This window comes from Bailinhaonella thermotolerans (assembly GCF_003594875.1).
Lineage (GTDB): Bacteria > Actinomycetota > Actinomycetes > Streptosporangiales > Streptosporangiaceae > Bailinhaonella > Bailinhaonella thermotolerans.
In genome coordinates this window covers 605,949-623,462 of sequence record NZ_QZEY01000001.1, presented here as the reverse complement: position 1 = coordinate 623,462, position 17,514 = coordinate 605,949, and the positions used below count along the sequence as shown (strand labels likewise).

The window sequence follows — 17,514 nt, the reverse complement described above, 5'->3', positions numbered from 1 at the left end:
GATGGGCGGCGGGAAACCGATCGAGCACCCCGAGCGGGTACGGCGGGCCGCCGCCCCGGCCGAGGCCGCCGTGACGCGCGGCGACCGGCTGGGCACACCTGCGTCCGCCGACGGCCGGCGCTGACGAGGGAGAGCCGAGGTCCGCTGCCGGGGTTCCCGGGCTCGGGAGCGGCTCGTGATGTGGCGGCCGATGGTGGATTTCGGCAATTTAGGTCTTGACCGTAATACCTTCGAGACGGTTACCTTGATCGCGATCCTGAGTGGCTCAGGTTTTCGATTAAGAGGAGTCGTGATCCATGAAGCACGCAGGGAGCGCTCTCGCTGCCCTTGTCCTGCTGCTCACATCCTGGTTCGGCATGGCCGCCCCCGCGTCGGCGGCCTCCGGATGGCAGACCTTCACCCCCAACGGCAACTGGCACTGCGGCAAGTCCAAGACGCACAGAGGATCGGACAACGTCCACTTCCAGGTGTGCATCGTCCGTAACTCCACCCACGCCCAGGCCGTCCTGGTCGTGCTGAACAAGTCCAACACCTCGATCTGGGTCCGCGGGGAGACGACCCTCTCGCACGGCTACCTCACCACCCTGGGCGCCTGCACCTCCAAGACCGTCACCGCCGGGCAGCAGCTGGGCTGCTTCATGCCCAGCCAGGAGCACGACAACGACTCGCTCATCGCCACCGGGACGTTGTACTTCAACTCCGTCGGCGCCGATAGCGCGCACCGGGCCTATTGGTCCAACTGATCAGCGCATGACCACCGCGAGCCGGCCGCCGACCGCGGCCTGACCGATCGTGCGGGGGGCGGGACTCCCTGCCTCCCGCACGGCATGCGGCGGCTCCACCGGTGGCCCGTTCAGCGGGGCTTGGTGAGGGACCACAGGGATGCGGCCATGAGGAGGGCGGTCAGGCCGCCGCAGATCATGACGGTGGAGACCGAGAAGGCGTCCACGACGCGGCCGCCGAGGAAGGCGCCGAGCGCGAAGGTCGCCTGGAAGGAGGAGGTGAAGACGACCGTGGTGGCCTCGGGCGCGTGGGGGGCGGCGGTGCCGAACGACGCCTGCGAGCAGACGGGCACGGCCCCGTAGGCCAGGCCCCAGACCATGAGCAGCACCACGGCTCCGCCGGCCGTGCCGCCGATCGAGGGCAGCAGCAGGGTGGCGGCCGCGATCAGGCAGCCCGAGGTCGCGAAGGCGGCGCGCAGGCGGGTGGCGGCCGCCCTGCCCGCCAGGAAGTTGCCGATGACGCCGGCGATGCCGTACGCCAGCAGGACGGCGCTGACCGCCGCGGGAGGCAGGCCGGTGACGTTCTGGAGGAAGGGCGTGGCGTAGGTGTAGGTGCCGAAATGGGCCACGACGATGAGGAAGGTCGACAGCAGGGCGATGGCGGCGCCCCGGGTGCGCAGCACGCCGAGCAGGGCGCGAGGGCTGGTGACCTGGTGGGCGGGCAGCGGCGGCAGCAGCATCAGCAGGGCGGCCAGGACCGCGATGGCCAGCACGGCCAGGACCAGGAAGGCGGTCCGCCAGCCGGCGAGGTCGCCGATGAAGGTGCCGGCCGGCACGCCGAGCACGGAACCCAGCGGCACGGCGGAGAAGATCACGGCGGTGGCGGCGCCGACGGCGCGCGGCGGCACCAGGCGGCCGGCCAGCCCGGCCCCGATCGACCAGAAGCCGCCGATGGTGAGGCCGACGAGCACCCGGGAGACCAGCAGGACCCAGTAGGACGTGGCCGCGGCCGCCAGCACGTCGGCCACGGCGAGCACCGCCATGAGGACGCACAGCATCACGCGGCGGTCCAGGCGCGCGGTGGTCAGCGTGACGGCGGGGGCGGCGACCGCGGCGACGACGCCGGGCAGGGCCATGGCCAGCCCCGTGATGCCGTCGGAGACGCCGAAGTCGGCGCCGATGGCGGGCAACAGGCCGATGGGCAGGATCTCGCTGGTGACGATGGCGAAGATGCCCAGCGTGAGCGAGGCGATCGAGAGCCGGCCGCGGAGGGGCGGGCGGGGCCGTACGAGCGTGGTGGTGGACATGATCCCCGTTCAGACAGGTGTGCGTGGCGTGTGGGCGTCCAGCCAAGCAGCCGGGGAGCGGCGGGCACCGGCACGTTTCGGACGCCACCGTCGTCACCCTGGCCCGTGCGCCGTCACCGCTCGTACGGCCGCCGCCATCGCTGGACCGGCCGGGGATGAATGGGCAGGGGCGACGCCGGTCGCCTCCACCGCCCCGGCGACCTCTCGATGCCCCGGAACCAGAGCACGTGGCCGATGACCGCGCCCAGAAGGATGAGATGGGAGAAGCCGAGGACGTTCCCGCCGGTGAGGGGTGGACGGCAGTCCTTCGAGGGCGAGCGTGAGGGGCAGGCACACCGGGCCGCGCATGGTGAGCTGCCGACCGGTCCCGGCGAGCAGGCCCACCCCCTCGGTCACCGGCGCGGGGTGCCCGTGATCGTGTCCGCCCTCCGAGCGGAAGGACGATTACCCGGTGCGCCTGAGCTCACGGCGCTTTTCAACTGGGCGCGATCGCCGGCGGCGCGTGGCGCCGGGCGTATCCTGCCCGGGTGGGACTGCGGTTCGAGACGCGCGAGTCCGACTCGCCGTGGGCCGACACCGTGTGGAGCTGTACGAGCGAGCGGGTCGCGGAGATGACCTCCGTCGCGGGCGCGCGCTGGGGCCTGGTCTTCTGGGAACACGAGGGCAGGGCGCACGCGGGCGTCACCGGCCCCGAGACCGGGGCGGGCACCGCGCCGGTGCCGGAGGGCGCGACCTTCGTCGGCATCGAGTTCGCCGTGGGCACGTCGCTGCGGGCCATCCCCGTGACGGCGCTGGTCGACGGGGGCGTCCGGCTCCCCGGAGCCACCCGCGGGACCTTTGAGCTGGACGGCGTCCGCTGCGAGTTCCCCGGCCCCGACGACGCGGAGGCCCTGGTCGCCCGTCTGGTCCGCGCCGGAGCCGTGATCCGCGACCCGCTCGTCGCCGAGGTTCGCCGGGGTCACCGTCCAGCGGTCTCGGGGCGCACCGTCGAACGCCGCTTCCGGGCCGCGACGGGGCTGACCCAGGGCGCCGTCCGGCAGATCGAACGCGCGCGCGAGGCCGCGGTGCTCCTGGCCGCCGGTCTCCCGGTCGCCGATGTCGTCTCCCGGCTCCGGTATTTCGACGAGCCGCACCTGGCCCGCGCGCTGCGCCGCTACGTCGGCCGTACGGCGCGGCAACTGCGCGCGGGCACAGGCGGTGCGATCGCCCTGGACCTGGGTCAGCGGACGACGTCGTAGATCAGCTTCACGATCCCGTTGGGGTAGGCGGCGGATTCCCGCAGGGCCAGCATCCGCTTGTCCATGTCGGCCCTGCTGAACAGGCTCTTCCCGGCTCCCAGCAGCACGGGGAAGAGGAGCAGGTGGTAGCGGTCGATCAGGTCCGCGTCCGACAGCCGCCGGGCGAGTTCCGCGCTGCCGTGGATGAAGATCGCGCCGCCCTCGCTCCTCTTGAGCTCGGCGACGTCCTCGGTGGACCGCAGGATCGTCGTCGGCCCCCAGCCCTCGACGAGGGCGTCCTCGGACAGCGTGGTCGAGACGACGTACTTGGGCAGCTCCTTGTAGGCGGCGTGGTCCTCGGAGTCCCGCCAGATCGGCGCGAACGCCTCATAGCTCCGGCGGCCGAACAGCAGGGCCGTGGTGTCCTGGAGCTCCTCGCCCTTGAGCGAGAAGGCCTCGGGCAGGAACTCGATGTCCTTGACCACCCAGCCGCCGCTGCGATGCTCCTCACCCGGCCCGCCGCCCGGCGAGTCCACGACACCGTCAAGGGACACGAATCCGGTGTAGACCAGGTCGCGCATGTGTTCTTCTCCTCATGGCCCGGCGGCCAGACCGCCGGGTGGTTCGACAGGTGGGTCACGGCGCCGGGCCGGCACGGTGGCCGAGCGCCCGTGGGCATGCTACGGAGCGGCCGGCGCGGCCGTCTTGTACGGAAACGACGACGGCACGGATGACGGTACCGGCATGACCAGGGCGATCACGGGCCGGGGTCCGCCCCATTCCGGTCGGGGCCGCCTCAACCCGAAGCAGGCGCCGCCGCGCCATCACGGCCGTGCGCCCGTCTCCTCCTCCGGCGCCCGCGCCCCCTGCTCATGCGGGTCCGGGCCGGCCGCATCCGGCTCGGGGCCGGTCGCATCCGGCTCGGGGCCGGTCGCATCCGGCTCGGGGCCGGTCGCATCCGGGTCCGGGCCGGTGCGGCGGATCACCTCGCCGCCGTCCGGGCCGGGCTCCGCGCGCCACCCCGGCGGCCACCCCGACCCGCGCCACCCGCCGACCGCGCGCGCCCCCTCCAGCTCCACCCGCTCCGCCCCCCGCACCTCCGCGAAGCTGACCTCGCCCCGGAAGACCGCCCCGGGGATCGAGCCGCCGCCGGCCGGTGGGCCGAAGCCGGCCGCGCCCTCGACGCGGGCTCCGGCGAAGGTGACGGTGTCGAAGGCCGCTCCGGCGAAGGCGGCGCGGTCGGCGAACACGGCCCGGTCGAAGCGGACCTCCTGGATGAACTCGGCCCGCGTGAAGTCGGCCTCCCCGGCGAACTCGGCCTCGTCGAACCGGGCGAAGGTGAGACGGGCCTGCACGAACCTGGCGTCGCCGGTGAACGCGGCCCGTCCGAACTCGGCGCTGCCGGGGAGGTGGGCGTCCGAGAAGTCGGCGGTGCCGGTGAAGCGCGCCCCCGTGAACTGGGCCGCGCCGGTGAGGCGGGCGCGGGTGAACCGGGTCGTGCCCGTGAAGAGGGCCCCGGTGAAGACTCCGTGGTGGATCTGGCAGCCGCTGAAGTCCGCGTCGAGCAGGGTGGCGCCGGTCAGATCCAGGCGCACGTCGGGCCACAACCGCTCCGGCGGCCTGCGGCGGTGCTCGGGGGGCAGGTAGGGGTCGGGAAGGAAGATGAGGTGGTCGGCGAGGATGCGCTGGGCGGCGAGCCGGACCTGGCGCTCCTCCTGGGGGTCGGTGCCCGCCTCGGCGGGACGGCCGGCGCGGCGGGCGCGCGCGGCGCGCTGGGCGGCCCGCATCCTCTCGTGCGCGCCGGGCTCCCGTGGCGGGGCGTACGGCATGCGCAGGTAGGCGCAGATCACGTTGACGATGGTCTGCCGGTGGGCCGGATTGTCCTGCGCGAGGCGCTCCAGGGCGTACAGGCCGCCCAGGCGGACCGGGGCTCTGGCGTTGCCGAGCTGCTCGACCGCCTTGGTGTACAGCTCGGTGACGCGGCGTTCGGTGGCGTCGTGGGTGGTGTGGGCGGCGGCGATCTCCTGGTGGCGCTGCCGCCGGAAGGCGAGCATGAGGGCGATGGCCGCGCCGATCCCGGTGCCCGCGGCGAGCGCGGTGCGCACGATCTCGACCCGGGCGGAGGCCAGGACCGCGCCGGGGAGCGGGGGCAGCGCCGCCAGCAGCCACCAGGCGGTCACGGCGATCGCGCCGCCGATGCCGGCCGCGGCCGGGACGATCCACCACAGCGCCGAGCGCGGCTCCCGCACCGGCGCCGGCGCCTCCGCCGAACCGCCCGCACGCCCGCGCGGCATCCATCGCAGTCCCATGCCGCCCATCCCACCGCGAAACCGATCTCCCCGGAAGGGATCGCCCGTCCCAACGCGTACGGCTCCCGCCGGTGGGGGCGGGAGCCGTACGGGCCGGGGGTCTCAGGTGAAGAGGGAGACCTTGCCGGTGTCGAGGGCGTAGTAGCCGGCGACGACCTTGAGGCGCCCCTTGGCGACACGGGGGGCGAGCAGCGGGTCGGCGGCGAGGCGGGCCGCGGTGTCCTTGGCGTGGACGCGGATCATCTGCTCGACGTTCCCGTGCGAGCGCGTGTAGGCGGGGCGGAGCGCCTCGACGATGCGCTGCAGGTTCCCCGGCAGCCGCTTGCCCTGGTGGAGCGCCTCGGCGGCCGCGGTCACGGCGCCGCACCGCTGGTGCCCGAGCACCACGATGAGCGGCACGTCCAGTTCGGCGGGCCCGTACTCCACTGCGCCCGTGACCAGGGGGTCCAGCGTCTGCGCGGCGGTCCTGACGACCATGAGGTCGCCCAGCCCCGCGTCGAAGATCAGCTCAGGCCCCACCCGCGAGTCGATGCAGTCCACGACGACCGCGAAGGGCTCCTGCTTCGTGGCGACCTCGCGGCGCCTCTGCGGGTCCTGGTGCGGATGCCGCACCTTCCCGCTCACCCACCGCCGGTTCCCCTCCACCAGTGCCGCCAGCGCGGCCCGGGGAGTGCGGGGCGGCTTGCCGTACGGCGCGGCGGCGCTGTCCGCGTAGGCCGCCCCGCCCCCGGCCAGCACCCCGGCAGCCGCGAGCCCGGCCCCCCGAATCAGGGCACGCCGACCAAATTGATCATCAGTCATGCCCGGCAAAGTAACACCCTCTTCTCCCTCAAATACCGGCAACCCCCTGCCCCATAAAGTGTCAAACAGGGATCTTTCCCCCACCCGCCCAGCCGCCCAACAACCCCCAAAACCCCCCAACCCCCAGCTCCCCCCATCCGCCCACGCGGATTTCAGACCCCGCATTCCTTCGCGGTCGTCGCCACGCTCGGAGGAGCCGGTGTGAGGAGGTCAAGTCGGTGGCTTGATCGGGGTTGTTGGTGGTCAAAGGGGGGTGGGGGCACTGTGGGCGGGGGGTGGCGGGGTAGGGGGCGGGTGTGCCGGAGGGTGCCCGGGTGGTGCTCACGCCCGGCTTCGGGGATCGAGTGGACCAGGTTCGCTCGCCGTTGGATCCGTTCAGGAGGCCCTCATGACGCAGCCCGCACAGCAGCAGCGACCGCCCGGCACCACGGGGCGGATGGAGCCGCGGCCCGACCACGGGGAGGAGAGCTACCGGGGGTCGGGGCGCCTGAACGGCAAGGCGGCGATCATCACCGGCGGGGACAGCGGCATCGGGCGCGCGGTGGCGATCGCGTTCGCGCGCGAGGGCGCCGACGTGCTGATCTCCTACCTGAACGAGGAGGAGGACGCCCAGGAGACGAGGGAGTGGGTCGAGCGGGCCGGGCGCAGGGCGGTGCTGGTGCCCGGGGACCTGGCCGACCCCGCGCACTGCCGGGCCGTGGTGGCCAAGGCGGTCGGGGAGTTCGGCCGCGTCGACATCCTGGTCAGCAACGCGGCGTTCCAGATGACCCACCAGTCGCTGGAGGAGATCCCCGACGAGGAGTGGGACCGCACGCTGGCGATCAACCTGTCGGCGTTCTTCCACCTGGCCAAGGCCGCGGTGCCGCACATGCCGCCGGGTTCGGCCATCATCGGGACGACGTCGGTGAACTCCGACACCCCGCCGCCGCAGCTCCTGCCGTACAACGTGACCAAGGCCGGCATCGCGAACATGGTCGGCTCCCTGGCCCAGCTCCTGGCCGACAAGGGGATCCGCGCCAACAGCGTCGCGCCGGGCCCGATCTGGACGCCGCTCATCCCGGCGACCATGCCGGAGGAGCAGGTCAAGAGCTTCGGGCGGCAGGTGCCGATGGGGCGGCCGGGCCAGCCCGCCGAGCTCGCCCCCCTCTACGTGCTGCTGGCCTCGGACGAGGCCTCCTACATCTCCGGCGCGCGGGTGGCGGTCACCGGCGGGCAGCCGATCCTGTGACCGCGTGGTACCCGCTGCGGCTGAGCGCGCAGGTCAGGCCGCTGGTGTTCGGCGGCCACGCCATCGCCCGCCGCCTGGGCCGCGGCGGCCTGCCCGACCGGGTCGTCGCCGAGACCTGGGAGGTCAGCGACGTCGACGGCAGCGTCGGAAGGGTCCTCGACGGCCCCCTCGCCGGGCGGTCCCTGCGGCGGCTGGTCCAGGACTCGCCCGAGGAGCTGATGGGCCGCGGCTGGCGGGGGGACCGCTTCCCGGTGCTGACCAAGTTCATCGACGCCTCCGGCGCCCTGCCCGTGCACCTGCACGCCGACGACCACACCGCCCAGGCCCTGGAAGGCCAGGCCAACGGCAAGACCGAGGCCTGGCACATCCTGGACGCCGCGCCCGGCGCGACCGCGCTGTGCGGGCTCAAGGCCGGGGTGACCGCCGAGCGGCTGCGCGAGGCGCTGCTCGCCCAGGACTTCGACGCCGTGATGCGCCGGCTGCCGGTGCGCGCGGGGGAGACCATCTACGTCCCGGCCGGGACCCTGCACAGCTTCGGCCCCGCCACGCTGGTCTACGAGATCGAGCAGACCTCCGACATCCAGCAGCACGCGATGCGGTGGCGCATGGAGGACGGCTCGCCCGTCGGGGACGACGAATGGCACGCCAACCTGGCGATGCTGCTGCGGGAGTGCAAGCTCGAACCCCGCCCCGACTTCGGCCCCGGCCTGCGGATCCAGGTCGACGACGGAGTCGAGCGGGTCTTCCTGTGCGCCGGCCCCTACTTCGCCCTGGAGCGGTGGCGGGCCGGTACGGCCGCGCCCCTGCGGCACACGTTCGAGACCGCGCAGATCCTCAGCAACGCCGGCGCCCCCGTCACCGTGACGTGCGGGGAGGCGGTGCGGGAACTCGGCCGCGCCGAGACCCTGCTCCTGCCCGCCGTACTCGGCCGGGTCGAGATCGCCGGCCCGGCCGACGTCCTGCTGGGCTACCTGCCCGACCTGGACCGCGACGTCCGCGCCCCGCTGGCCGAGGCCGGGTACGGCCCCGGGCCCATCGCCGCCCTCGGCGAGGGACTCGGCCCCTGACCCGCGGAGGGACACGACCGCGGCCCCGGACGAGCCGGTGACCGCGGCTACCGGACGAGCCCGGGACGTCGCCGGCCGCGGGCGCGGGCGTGAGCCAGGGTGCCCGGGCGCGCGCCCGGGCACCCTGCCGGGCGGGACCGCTCAGCCGGCGGCCACGGTCCACATGTTGCCGTCGAGCAGGGACCCCTGGGCGGCGAAGAAGATCTGGTCGGTGGTCAGGGTCTCCTCGCGGCCCGCGCCCGGGTCCCAGACCTTGAACGTCCCGGGCACCCACGGCAGGTGGTCGGCCCCGCCCTGGTACCCGCCGTACCCGTGGACCACGAGGTAGTGCCGCAGGCCCCCGTTGGCGTTGGGGGACCAGGGGAGCTGGCCCGGCTTGACCAGGACGATCACCGGCTTGCCGCGGGACAGCGAGCGCACGATGATGTTGAGCCCGACCTCGCGGGGCAGCCCCGAGGACGCGATGTCGTAGTCCTTGTACCTGAAGTCGTCGGGTCCCAGCGGCGGGTTGAGCCCCTTCTTGATGGCGTCCGGCATGGTGAAGCCCAACCGGTCGGTGTCCATGGCCTCGGCCAGCACCGACTGGGCGGGAGCGGACTTGCCCATCGTGGCGATGGCCGTCTGCACCGCGCCGGGGCCGCACCAGTGCGACTTCTCCTGGTGCTTGGCCGAGAGCTGCATGTCCAGCACGCGCAGCGGGTTCATCCACCGGCCGGCGATCCCGAACTGGGCGTCGAGCACCACGTACGGCCGGCGCAGCGCGGTGAAGGCCGACCAGCAGGCGCGGGGGCCGTTGGAGGTCATGGTCGGGCACGAGATGGGGATGCTCACCCCGCCGCCGCCGAACCAGAGCTTCATGTTGGCCTGGAAGTTGGTGTACGCCCCGGGGCTGACGAAGGCGATGGCCCGCACTTCGGTCCGGGCCCAATTGAACTCCAGGCAGGCCTGGTAGGCCGTCCCGTTGTAGTGACTGGTCGGCGCGCAGGTCCTGTTGCCGGGGACGGGGTAGGCGCCCCAGATCGCGGCCTGGGCCGGAATCGCGGGGGTGAGAAGGAGAGCCAGGGCGAGGGCGGAGAACAACGCCACGACACGTTTCGTCAAGGGGGAGACACCTTCGCTAGGGGATTGCGGTCAAGACCGTAACCCCCTAACGGAGTGGTGTCAAAGATCACCGCGCCCCCGCCGGCCGGCCGCCGGCGAGGCGTCCGTACGGCGGGGGCAGGGCTTCACCCGGGGGTCACCCGCGGGTCACCGGGGGGCCGCCGAGGGGTCACACGGGATCACGCGGGATCACTCGGGGGAGACGGCCTGGGGCGGGGCCGTGCCCCGGGCCGGGCGGGGCAGGCCCAGATCGGCGGTGGGGACGCGGTGGGTCTCCCGGGCGGTGGCGACGGCGATCGCGCTGATGGCGCAGAGGATGCCGGTGAAGATCGCCACCCCGGTCCAGCCTCGCAGGCCCAGCCACCCCTCGGGCGTGACGATCCCGGCGGCGGAGGCGACCGCGAAGCCGGCGACGGCGAACCCGATCTGGGTGCCGATGGCCATCCCCGACAGCCGCACCCGCGTGCTGAACATCTCGCCGTACAGCGAGGGCCAGACCCCGTTGGAGGCGCTGTAGACCACGCCCAGGGTCAGGACGCCGACCAGGAAGATCAGCGGGTAGCTCCCGGTGTTGATCGCCGCCAGGTACGCGAAGATCATGATGGGGCTGCCGACGGCCCCGATGAGGAAGACGGGCCTGCGGCCGATCCGGTCCGACAGGGCCGCCCACAGCGGGATGGCCGCCAGGGCGACGGCGTTGGCCGCGGTGCCGACCCACAGCATGGTGGCCTTGTCCAGGCCGATCGCCTCGCCGGTGGCGTAGTTGAGCGCCCAGACGGTGAAGATCGTGCTGACCGTGGCGATCAGGGCGGCGCACACGACCCGCAGCACGCCGCGCCAGTGGTCGCGGAACAGCACGGCCAGCGGCATGCGGGGCACCGCGCCCCGGGCGGCCTCGGCCTCGAACGCCGGGGTCTCGTCGAGCCTGCGGCGGATGATCCAGCCCGCCACGGCCACGGCCACGCTGAGCCAGAACGGCACGCGCCAGCCCCAGCTCAGCAGGTGTTCCTCGGGGAGCGCGGCGACGGGGACGAACACGAGCGTGGCGAGGATCTGGCCGAACTGCGTGCCGTTCAGGGTGAAGCTGGTGTAGTAGCCGCGGCGGTGCTCCGGGGCGTGTTCGAGCGTCATGGAGTTGGCGCCGGCCTGCTCGCCGGCCGCCGACAGCCCCTGGAACACCCGCAGGATCACCAGCAGCACGGGGGCCAGGTCCCCCACCTGGTCCCGGGTGGGCAGGCAGCCGATGAGGAACGTCGAGACGCCCATCAGGACGAGCGTGAACACCATGATCTTCTTGCGGCCGAAGCGGTCGCCCACGTGGCCGAGGAAGAACGCGCCGATCGGCCGCGCGGCGTAGGCCACCCCGAAGCTGGCCAGCGACTGGAGTGTGGCGGTGGCCGGGTCGGAGGAGTCGAAGAAGACCCTGGAGAAGATCAGGGCGGCGGCGCTGCCGTAGATGAAGAAGTCGTAGTACTCCAGGGCGCTGCCGATCCACGCCGCGACGGCCGCCTTGCGCGGCGTGCCCGCGAACTGGGGGGAGTTGGTCACCGTGGCTCCTTCCGGACCGCGCCGTCCCCCGCCGGGCCTGTTGTTACGAACTAGATAGTTAATTACTCGCGGCCATCGTGAGCGGGCGGGCCGCCGGTGTCAAGACCCGGAACCGGCCCGCGGGAACCACCCGGGGCGTCTAGCCAAATAACGGACTGGTTCGTACATTGATGCCAGGCGCCGGCCGTCCCCACCCCGTGGCCCCGCGGCGGTCCGGCCTGAGGAGGACGATGAAGTCGTACCTGATCGGGCTGATCGGCTCCGGCATCGCGACCTCGCTGAGCCCCGCCCTGCACCAGGCCGAGGCCGTCCACCACCGCCTGCCCTACGTCTACCGGCTCCTGGACACCGCCGTGCTGCGCGAGGACGTGGGCGACCTGCTCCGCGCGGCCCGCCGGATGGGCTTCGACGGGCTGAACATCACCCACCCGCACAAGCAGACCGTCATCGACCACCTGGACGAGCTGTCGCCGGACGCCGCCCGGCTCGGCGCGGTCAACACCGTGGTCTTCGCGGGGGAGCGGGCCGTGGGCCACAACACCGACGGGTCCGGCTTCGCCGAGTCCTTCGCGCGCGGCCTGCCCGGCGCGCCCGTCGGCCGGGTCGTCCAGCTCGGCGCGGGCGGCGCGGGCGCGGCCGTCGCCCACGCCCTGCTCGGCCTGGGCGCCGGCGCGCTCACGCTGGCCGACGTGGACGCCGGCCGCGCCGCCCGGCTCGCGGCCGAGCTGACCGCCCGGTTCGGCGCGGGCCGGGCGCGCCCCGCCGTACCCGGCGACCTGCCCGGGCTGCTGCCCGGCGCGGACGGCCTGGTCAACGCCACCCCCGTCGGCATGGAAGGGCACCCCGGCCTGCCGGTGCCCGCCGGCCTGCTGCGCCCCGGCCTGTGGGTGGCCGACATCGTCTACCGGCCGCTGGACACCGAGCTCCTGCGGCGGGCCCGCGCCGCCGGCTGCCGGACGCTGGACGGCGGCGGCATGGTCGTCTTCCAGGCGGCGCACGCGTTCCGCCTGTTCACCGGCCTCACCCCGGACACCGAGCGGATGCTCGCGCACCTGAAGGACCTGTCCCATGCGTAAGTGCGTCGCCACGGTCTCGGTCAGCGGCACCCTGACCGACAAGCTGGACGCGATCGCCGCGGCCGGCTTCGACGGCGTGGAGATCTTCGAGAACGACCTGCTGACCTGCCCGCTGCCGCCCGAGGAGGTACGGCGGCGCGCCGCCGACCTCGGGCTGTCCATCGAGATGTACCAGCCCTTCCGCGACTTCGAGGCGATGCCGGAGCTGGACCTGCGCCGCGCCGAGCACAAGTTCCGCGTCATGGAACGGCTCGGCGCCGGCCTGCTGCTGGTCTGCTCCAACGTCTCCCCGCGCGCCCTGGACGACGACGAGCTCGCCGCCGAGCAGTTGCGCATCCTGGCCGACCGCGCCGCGGGCCACGGGATCCGCGTCGCCTACGAGGCGCTGGCCTGGGGCCGGCACGTGCACGACTACCTGCACTCCTGGCGCATCGTGCGGCTGGCCGACCACCCGGCCCTGGGCGTGTGCCTGGACAGCTTCCACATCCTGTCCCGAGGCCCCGACCCGATCGGCGTCGAGGCCATCCCCGCCGACAAGATCTTCTTCCTGCAGCTCGCCGACGCCCCGATCCTGGCCATGGACGTGCTCCAGTGGAGCCGCCACTACCGCTGCTTCCCCGGCCAGGGCGGCTTCGACCTGCCCGGCTTCCTCTCCCACGTGCTCGCCGCCGGATACCGCGGGCCGCTGTCCCTGGAGGTGTTCAACGACCACTTCCGGCAGGCCGACGCCCGCCGTACGGCCGTGGACGCCATGCGCTCCCTCATCGCGCTGGAGGGCGCGGCCCACCCCGCCGCCGCGCCCGACGGGTTCGCCTTCGCCGAGCTCACCGGGGCCGACCTGGACGGGCCCCGCGCGGTCCTGGCCGCCCTCGGCTTCACCCGCTCGGGAACCCACGGCACCGAGCCCGCCGAGCTGTGGGAGCAGGGACGCGCCCGGATCGTGCTCAACCACACCGGCCAGGCCCCCGCGCTCGGCGCGATCGGGCTGGAGACCCCCGACCCGGCCGGCTCACTGCGGCGCGCCGAGTCGCTGATCGCGCCGCCCCTGCCCCGCGAGCGGGCGCCGGGCGAGGCCCCGATCCACGCGGTCACCGCCCCCGACGGCACCCAGGTCTTCTTCTGCCGCACCGCCCAGCCGTACGGCCGGCGCGAGGACTTCACCCCCGCCGCCCCGCCCGCAGGGCCGATCACCCACATCGACCACATCGCGCTCACCCAGCCCTGGCACCACTTCGAGGAGGCCGAGCTGTTCTACCGCAGCGTCCTGCGGCTGCGCCCGCAGGAGAGCCTGGAGGTGCCCGACCCCTACGGCCTGCTGCGCAGCAGGGCGATGACGGGCCCGGCCGGCGGCGTGCGGATGGTGCTCAACGTCGCCCAGGTGGGTGGGGCGGGCCTGCCCGCCCAGCACATCGCCCTGGCCTGCGACGACCTGCGCGCCCTCGCCCGCCGGCTGCGCGCCGAGCACCCCGGCCTGCTGCTGCCGATCCCCGCCAACTACTACGACGACCTGGCCGCGCGCCACGGCGCCGACCCCGAGCTGCGCGAGCTGGGCGTGCTGTACGACCGCGACGAGGACGGGGAGTTCCTCCAGCTCTACACCCTCACCCACGGGCGCGTCTTCATCGAGGTCGTGCAGCGGATCGGCGGCTACCAGGGGTACGGGGCGGCGAACGCGCCGATCCGGCTGGCCGCGCAGCGCGCTCACTAGGATGGGCGGATGACCCCCCGGCCCGCCGTACCCGAACGGCAGCGCGACGCCGACCGCACCAGGGCGGAGATCCTGGAGGTCGCCCAGCGCGAGTTCGCGCGGCGCGGATACGCCGGGGCGCGGGTGGACGAGATCGCCGAGTCGATGCGCACGACCAAGCGCATGATCTACTACTACTTCGGGAGCAAGGAACAGCTCTACATCGCCGTCCTGGAGAAGGCGTACGCCGAGGTGCGCGAGGCCGAGCGGCTGGTCGACGTGGAGCACCTGGCCCCCGTCGAGGCCATCCGGACCCTGGCCGAGCTGACCTTCGACCACCACGACGCGCACCGCGAGTTCATCACGCTGGTCGCGATCGAGAACATCCACCGGGCCGAGCACATCCGCAAGTCCGAGGTGCTGGCCAACCTCGGCACCCCCGTGCTCGACCTCATCGGGCGCATCCTGGCGGCCGGCCAGGCCCGCGGCGACTTCGTCACCGAGGCCGACGCCATCGACGTCCACATGATGATCAGCGCGTTCTGCGTCTTCCGCGTGTCCAACCAGCACACCTTCGCCGCGCTGTTCGACCGCGACATGACCGCCCCCGAGCACCGCTCCCGCCTGCGCCGCATGGTCGGCGAGATGACGGTCGCCTACCTACGCGGCGCGAGCACCCCTTCCTGAACGGACGACGACGCCCGAGCGGAAGGCGAAGGCGATGGTGTCGGCCCCCGCGTGAGCCGTACGGGGATGCTCAGCTCCCAGAAGTTGCCCGCGTGGAAGGAGTGGGAGAACCACGCCCGCACGGTGCTTTGCCGCAGGGCGCGAGGTGGCGAATGCATGCCTTGGCACGACGTGCAGGGTCAGCTGGATTTGGGGCCGGCAGCGGATAGGTTTCGCAGATCTCGCAGGGAGATGCGGTTGCCGTCGGGCATCGTCACGTGCCAGAACTTCATTCCCTCGCAGCGCTTACCGGTGACCGCGCGTCCCGCGTCGTCCGCCTTCCGGAAGAGGTCGCCCGTGGACAACCGGATGGAGCCATCCGCCTCGATATGGGCCTGGACCTGGGTGTCGGCGACCAAGCCGGTCAGCGTGGTTCCCGCCGACAGAACTCCGGAACGGAGCATGCGTTGTACGTCGGTGGGACGGCTGCGCGGCCGTTTGGACTCGACGGCGATGGCGGATGGGTCTGTCACGGCAGTGCGCGACGCGGTGCCGGGACCGGCTGGGAAACCCAGTCTCCGCAGGTCCCATACCGCCGCGCATAGCCGCCGGTAAAGTTCCCCCCGGAGGGTGACGGCGCCGCGCAGGTCGCTTGCTCCCAGCGGGCGCAAATGGGAATCCAGCTCGTACTGCTGGATGAAGGTCCTTATCGGCTTGTTGTTCTGTCTGAAGGTCGGGTGAAGGCAGCGGAGAAGCAGGTTCTCACTTCGGTAGACCTCGATCTTGCGTTCGAGCGGGGTGTCCTGCAGGCTCGCGTTCACGCTGGACTTCAGCAGTCCGAGCACGGCGATCCGATTCCGCAGGAGCCGGAACTCGACGGGATCACCAATCTCGGGGTGGCGCTCTGGTCGGTTTGGGAAGATGTGTTCGATCTGCCAACGCCGATCGGGCGCGATGTAGTCATCGGCGCGATCCTCCTCTCCCCATCCGGTCTGTGCGAATGCCGTCAAGCGGGCGAGCAGATAGCGGACCTGAGCCGAGTTGTTGCCGCGCAATCCGAACGAGGTGACGGCCTGGAAGTTCCCGTCTCCCGGCATCTCGGAGGCGAGAAAGGTGGCGACGTCCCCGAGCCGCTCGCACTTGCGCAGTTGCGGGATGATCCGGGACATCAGTTCGTCGAGGTCGCGGTCCAGCGCCGGTTCGTCGGCCAGCACGCGCACGACATACCAGCGATCGATGAAGTTGGCGACGACTCGGGCCTTCGCCTTCGCGGACTGGATTTCCCCGGGCCGGATGGCGGCGAGGATGAACGCCATTTGGTTCGTCAGACCGTTGGCATGGTTGAAGTAGATCGCTTCGAGACCATGCTCCCGGTCCATTCGCAGAGTGGCCGACTGGAACGTCCGGTAGATCTTCGCCAGATCGATGAGCGCCTTCATGAACTCGAAGTACCGCTCGGGCCCATGGAGGAACAGGTGTCCCCTGGCGTTCCTGCGGACCCACAGGTGCAGAGACGAGTTGATTTCCTCGACGTCGGAGAAGCCTTCGTCCAACCGGGCATAGTGCGCGATAAGTGCCGCCTTGAGGAATCTGCTCGGGCCGCCGGGATCGTCACGTCCGGGAGTCAGCTCGGCGAGCATCGTCCGCCACTGCCCGTTGAGTTCCTCCTCCTGGTTTTCCCCCACGGACGACAGCAGATAGCTCTTGAGCAGGTCGACGGGGGTCAGCCGGGAGCCCCTGTCGTTCATGGACTCGAAGATGTGGAAGCCGCTGGCGCGAGTCGGGGCCTCGATGCCGACCATCAGCACCCGGGTCAGCATCCAGTCGATGAAGTCGGACACCTCCTCCGCGTCGAGCCGGGACTCGAGGAGTTCACGCATCTCCGCGCTGCGGGCGCAGAGGTTGCGCAATGAGAGGGAGGAACCCAGCCCGGGCTCGTAGTCACGCCCGTCGTAGAGCGCCTGCAGCGCATCACGGCGTTCGGCGATGTCGATGCGGAACCGCCATCGGCCCTCGTGGGCTTTCCGGATGACCGGCACCAGCTTGTCCACGGCGTTGCGATAACCCAGCGCGACAGCCTGCCGGTGCAGGTGCATGAACATCAGATGCAGCGTGGTGAACCGCTGCTGGCCGTCCACGAGGAAACGGACGCCGTGCCCTTCCTCGTAGTACACGAAAGGGCCGAGGAAGTACGGATGCGCGTGATGGATCCCTCGACGGGTCCGGGGATCTCGGCGCGCTTCACCGAATTTGCCGCACAGGTCGTTGACGAGGATGCGGACGTCCTCGTCCGTCCACGCATACTCACGCTGGTAGTTGTCAATGCTGTAGATGGCCTGATCGAAAAGCTCTTGGAGGGTGAAGGTCCGCCCGTTGATCGTTGCCCCGGCCATCGATCATGTCCCTTCCGCATACCTCGAAGAAGGACCGCACCTGGGATGAGCAACACTCCCTGTTGCCTACCACGCGCGAGCAGTTATTGCGAGACCCGCCTGAGGTCTGCTGGTATTGCCACCAGACGTTGGTATTGCTGGGGGCGTTGCTTGCGCCCTGTCTGACGGTCCTCCATTCCTGGGCGGGGCAGCTCACCCGTGAACCGCCTGGCTGATCACGGGAGCGGGCGGGGGCGCGCGGCCTGATCGATCCGGCCGGCAGGACGATCAGGGCGGCGACGGTGATCGCGGCCAGCAGGTCCGCGCAGCCGCGCGGCCAGGGCCGGTGTACGGCGGGCGATGGCCTCGACGCCGACCCGGCGGGCGTACCGGGCGGCCTCGGCGCAGAGCGA

At 72.2% G+C, this 17,514-nt stretch carries 15 protein-coding genes; 8 read left to right on the top strand and 7 right to left on the bottom strand.

Annotated features, from left to right (window positions below; translation table 11 throughout):
• Position 1 precedes the first annotated feature (1 nt).
• Complete coding sequence (locus D5H75_RS43940; RefSeq protein WP_277949912.1) at positions 2-124, top strand: hypothetical protein; 123 nt, start codon at positions 2-4, stop codon at positions 122-124.
• A gap of 172 nt (positions 125-296) precedes the next feature.
• A complete protein-coding gene (locus D5H75_RS03055; RefSeq protein WP_147425047.1) occupies positions 297-743 on the top strand; it encodes a hypothetical protein in 447 nt (148 codons plus the stop codon).
• 110 nt (positions 744-853) lie between these two features.
• On the opposite strand, the gene D5H75_RS03050 is transcribed toward D5H75_RS03055, so the two are convergent.
• A complete protein-coding gene (locus D5H75_RS03050; protein ID WP_119924749.1) occupies positions 854-2,029 on the bottom strand; it encodes an MFS transporter in 1,176 nt (391 codons plus the stop codon).
• A 527-nt stretch (positions 2,030-2,556) separates the two neighbouring features.
• Between D5H75_RS03050 and D5H75_RS03045 the strand changes: the two genes are divergently transcribed.
• The gene (locus D5H75_RS03045) at positions 2,557-3,267 is read left to right on the top strand and encodes a helix-turn-helix domain-containing protein (RefSeq protein WP_119924748.1); all 711 of its coding nucleotides are present in this window, start codon (positions 2,557-2,559) and stop codon (positions 3,265-3,267) included.
• On the opposite strand, the gene D5H75_RS03040 is transcribed toward D5H75_RS03045, so the two are convergent.
• From D5H75_RS03040 to D5H75_RS03030, 3 genes are all read right to left on the bottom strand, one after another.
• Entirely contained in the window at positions 3,249-3,827 is a 579-nt protein-coding gene (locus tag D5H75_RS03040; RefSeq protein ID WP_119924747.1) for a dihydrofolate reductase family protein, read from the bottom strand. The two genes, D5H75_RS03045 and D5H75_RS03040, sit on opposite strands and share 19 nt — an antisense overlap.
• A 243-nt stretch (positions 3,828-4,070) precedes the next feature.
• Positions 4,071-5,555, bottom strand: coding sequence for a pentapeptide repeat-containing protein (locus D5H75_RS03035; protein WP_147425046.1), 1,485 nt, complete (start codon positions 5,553-5,555; stop codon positions 4,071-4,073).
• A 102-nt stretch (positions 5,556-5,657) separates the two neighbouring features.
• Positions 5,658-6,356: a carbonic anhydrase gene (locus D5H75_RS03030; protein WP_119924745.1), complete on the bottom strand. Its 699-nt coding sequence runs from the start codon at positions 6,354-6,356 to the stop codon at positions 5,658-5,660.
• A 388-nt stretch (positions 6,357-6,744) separates the two neighbouring features.
• Between D5H75_RS03030 and D5H75_RS03025 the strand changes: the two genes are divergently transcribed.
• Positions 6,745-7,584, top strand: coding sequence for an SDR family oxidoreductase (locus tag D5H75_RS03025; protein WP_202637768.1), 840 nt, complete (start codon positions 6,745-6,747; stop codon positions 7,582-7,584).
• On the top strand, positions 7,581-8,651 hold the full coding sequence (locus D5H75_RS03020; protein ID WP_119924744.1) for a class I mannose-6-phosphate isomerase: 1,071 nt from the start codon (positions 7,581-7,583) through the stop codon (positions 8,649-8,651). The genes D5H75_RS03025 and D5H75_RS03020 overlap by 4 nt, the downstream gene beginning before the upstream one ends.
• Before the next feature lie 141 nt (positions 8,652-8,792).
• On the opposite strand, the gene D5H75_RS03015 is transcribed toward D5H75_RS03020, so the two are convergent.
• Positions 8,793-9,752 (bottom strand): C39 family peptidase, encoded by a 960-nt coding sequence (locus D5H75_RS03015; protein ID WP_147425045.1) that lies wholly within the window; start codon positions 9,750-9,752, stop codon positions 8,793-8,795.
• Positions 9,753-9,941: 189 nt separating this feature from the next.
• Entirely contained in the window at positions 9,942-11,300 is a 1,359-nt protein-coding gene (locus D5H75_RS03010; RefSeq protein ID WP_119924742.1) for an MFS transporter, read from the bottom strand.
• Between the two features lie 230 nt (positions 11,301-11,530).
• Here D5H75_RS03010 and D5H75_RS03005 point away from each other — a divergent pair, with 230 nt between their 5' ends.
• The 3 genes from D5H75_RS03005 to D5H75_RS02995 are packed head-to-tail and all read left to right on the top strand — an operon-like array spanning position 11,531 to position 14,750.
• Positions 11,531-12,376 carry a shikimate dehydrogenase gene (locus D5H75_RS03005; RefSeq protein ID WP_119924741.1) on the top strand — a complete coding sequence of 282 codons (846 nt, stop codon included), beginning with the start codon at positions 11,531-11,533 and terminating at the stop codon, positions 12,374-12,376.
• Positions 12,369-14,084, top strand: a complete 1,716-nt coding sequence (locus D5H75_RS03000; RefSeq protein ID WP_119924740.1) for a bifunctional sugar phosphate isomerase/epimerase/4-hydroxyphenylpyruvate dioxygenase family protein — start codon at positions 12,369-12,371, stop codon at positions 14,082-14,084. The genes D5H75_RS03005 and D5H75_RS03000 overlap by 8 nt, the downstream gene beginning before the upstream one ends.
• 9 nt (positions 14,085-14,093) lie before the next feature.
• Positions 14,094-14,750: a TetR/AcrR family transcriptional regulator gene (locus tag D5H75_RS02995; RefSeq protein WP_119924739.1), complete on the top strand. Its 657-nt coding sequence runs from the start codon at positions 14,094-14,096 to the stop codon at positions 14,748-14,750.
• Positions 14,751-14,929: 179 nt separating this feature from the next.
• On the opposite strand, the gene D5H75_RS02990 is transcribed toward D5H75_RS02995, so the two are convergent.
• Positions 14,930-17,122 (bottom strand): GmrSD restriction endonuclease domain-containing protein, encoded by a 2,193-nt coding sequence (locus D5H75_RS02990; RefSeq protein WP_119924738.1) that lies wholly within the window; start codon positions 17,120-17,122, stop codon positions 14,930-14,932.
• Between the last annotated feature and the right edge of the window lie 392 nt (positions 17,123-17,514).

What these genes read in the sequence shown, in the direction of transcription:
- D5H75_RS43940 (WP_277949912.1), top strand. Translation starts at nt 2, where the DNA reads ATGGGCGGCGGGAAACCGATCGAGCACCCCGAGCGGGTACGGCGGGCC.
- D5H75_RS03055 (WP_147425047.1), top strand. Translation starts at nt 297, where the DNA reads ATGAAGCACGCAGGGAGCGCTCTCGCTGCCCTTGTCCTGCTGCTCACA.
- D5H75_RS03050 (WP_119924749.1), bottom strand. Translation starts at nt 2,029, where the DNA reads ATGTCCACCACCACGCTCGTACGGCCCCGCCCGCCCCTCCGCGGCCGG.
- D5H75_RS03040 (WP_119924747.1), bottom strand. Translation starts at nt 3,827, where the DNA reads ATGCGCGACCTGGTCTACACCGGATTCGTGTCCCTTGACGGTGTCGTG.
- D5H75_RS03035 (WP_147425046.1), bottom strand. Translation starts at nt 5,555, where the DNA reads ATGGGACTGCGATGGATGCCGCGCGGGCGTGCGGGCGGTTCGGCGGAG.
- D5H75_RS03030 (WP_119924745.1), bottom strand. Translation starts at nt 6,356, where the DNA reads ATGACTGATGATCAATTTGGTCGGCGTGCCCTGATTCGGGGGGCCGGG.
- D5H75_RS03025 (WP_202637768.1), top strand. Translation starts at nt 6,745, where the DNA reads ATGACGCAGCCCGCACAGCAGCAGCGACCGCCCGGCACCACGGGGCGG.
- D5H75_RS03005 (WP_119924741.1), top strand. Translation starts at nt 11,531, where the DNA reads ATGAAGTCGTACCTGATCGGGCTGATCGGCTCCGGCATCGCGACCTCG.
- D5H75_RS03000 (WP_119924740.1), top strand. Translation starts at nt 12,369, where the DNA reads ATGCGTAAGTGCGTCGCCACGGTCTCGGTCAGCGGCACCCTGACCGAC.
- D5H75_RS02995 (WP_119924739.1), top strand. Translation starts at nt 14,094, where the DNA reads ATGACCCCCCGGCCCGCCGTACCCGAACGGCAGCGCGACGCCGACCGC.
- D5H75_RS02990 (WP_119924738.1), bottom strand. Translation starts at nt 17,122, where the DNA reads ATGGCCGGGGCAACGATCAACGGGCGGACCTTCACCCTCCAAGAGCTT.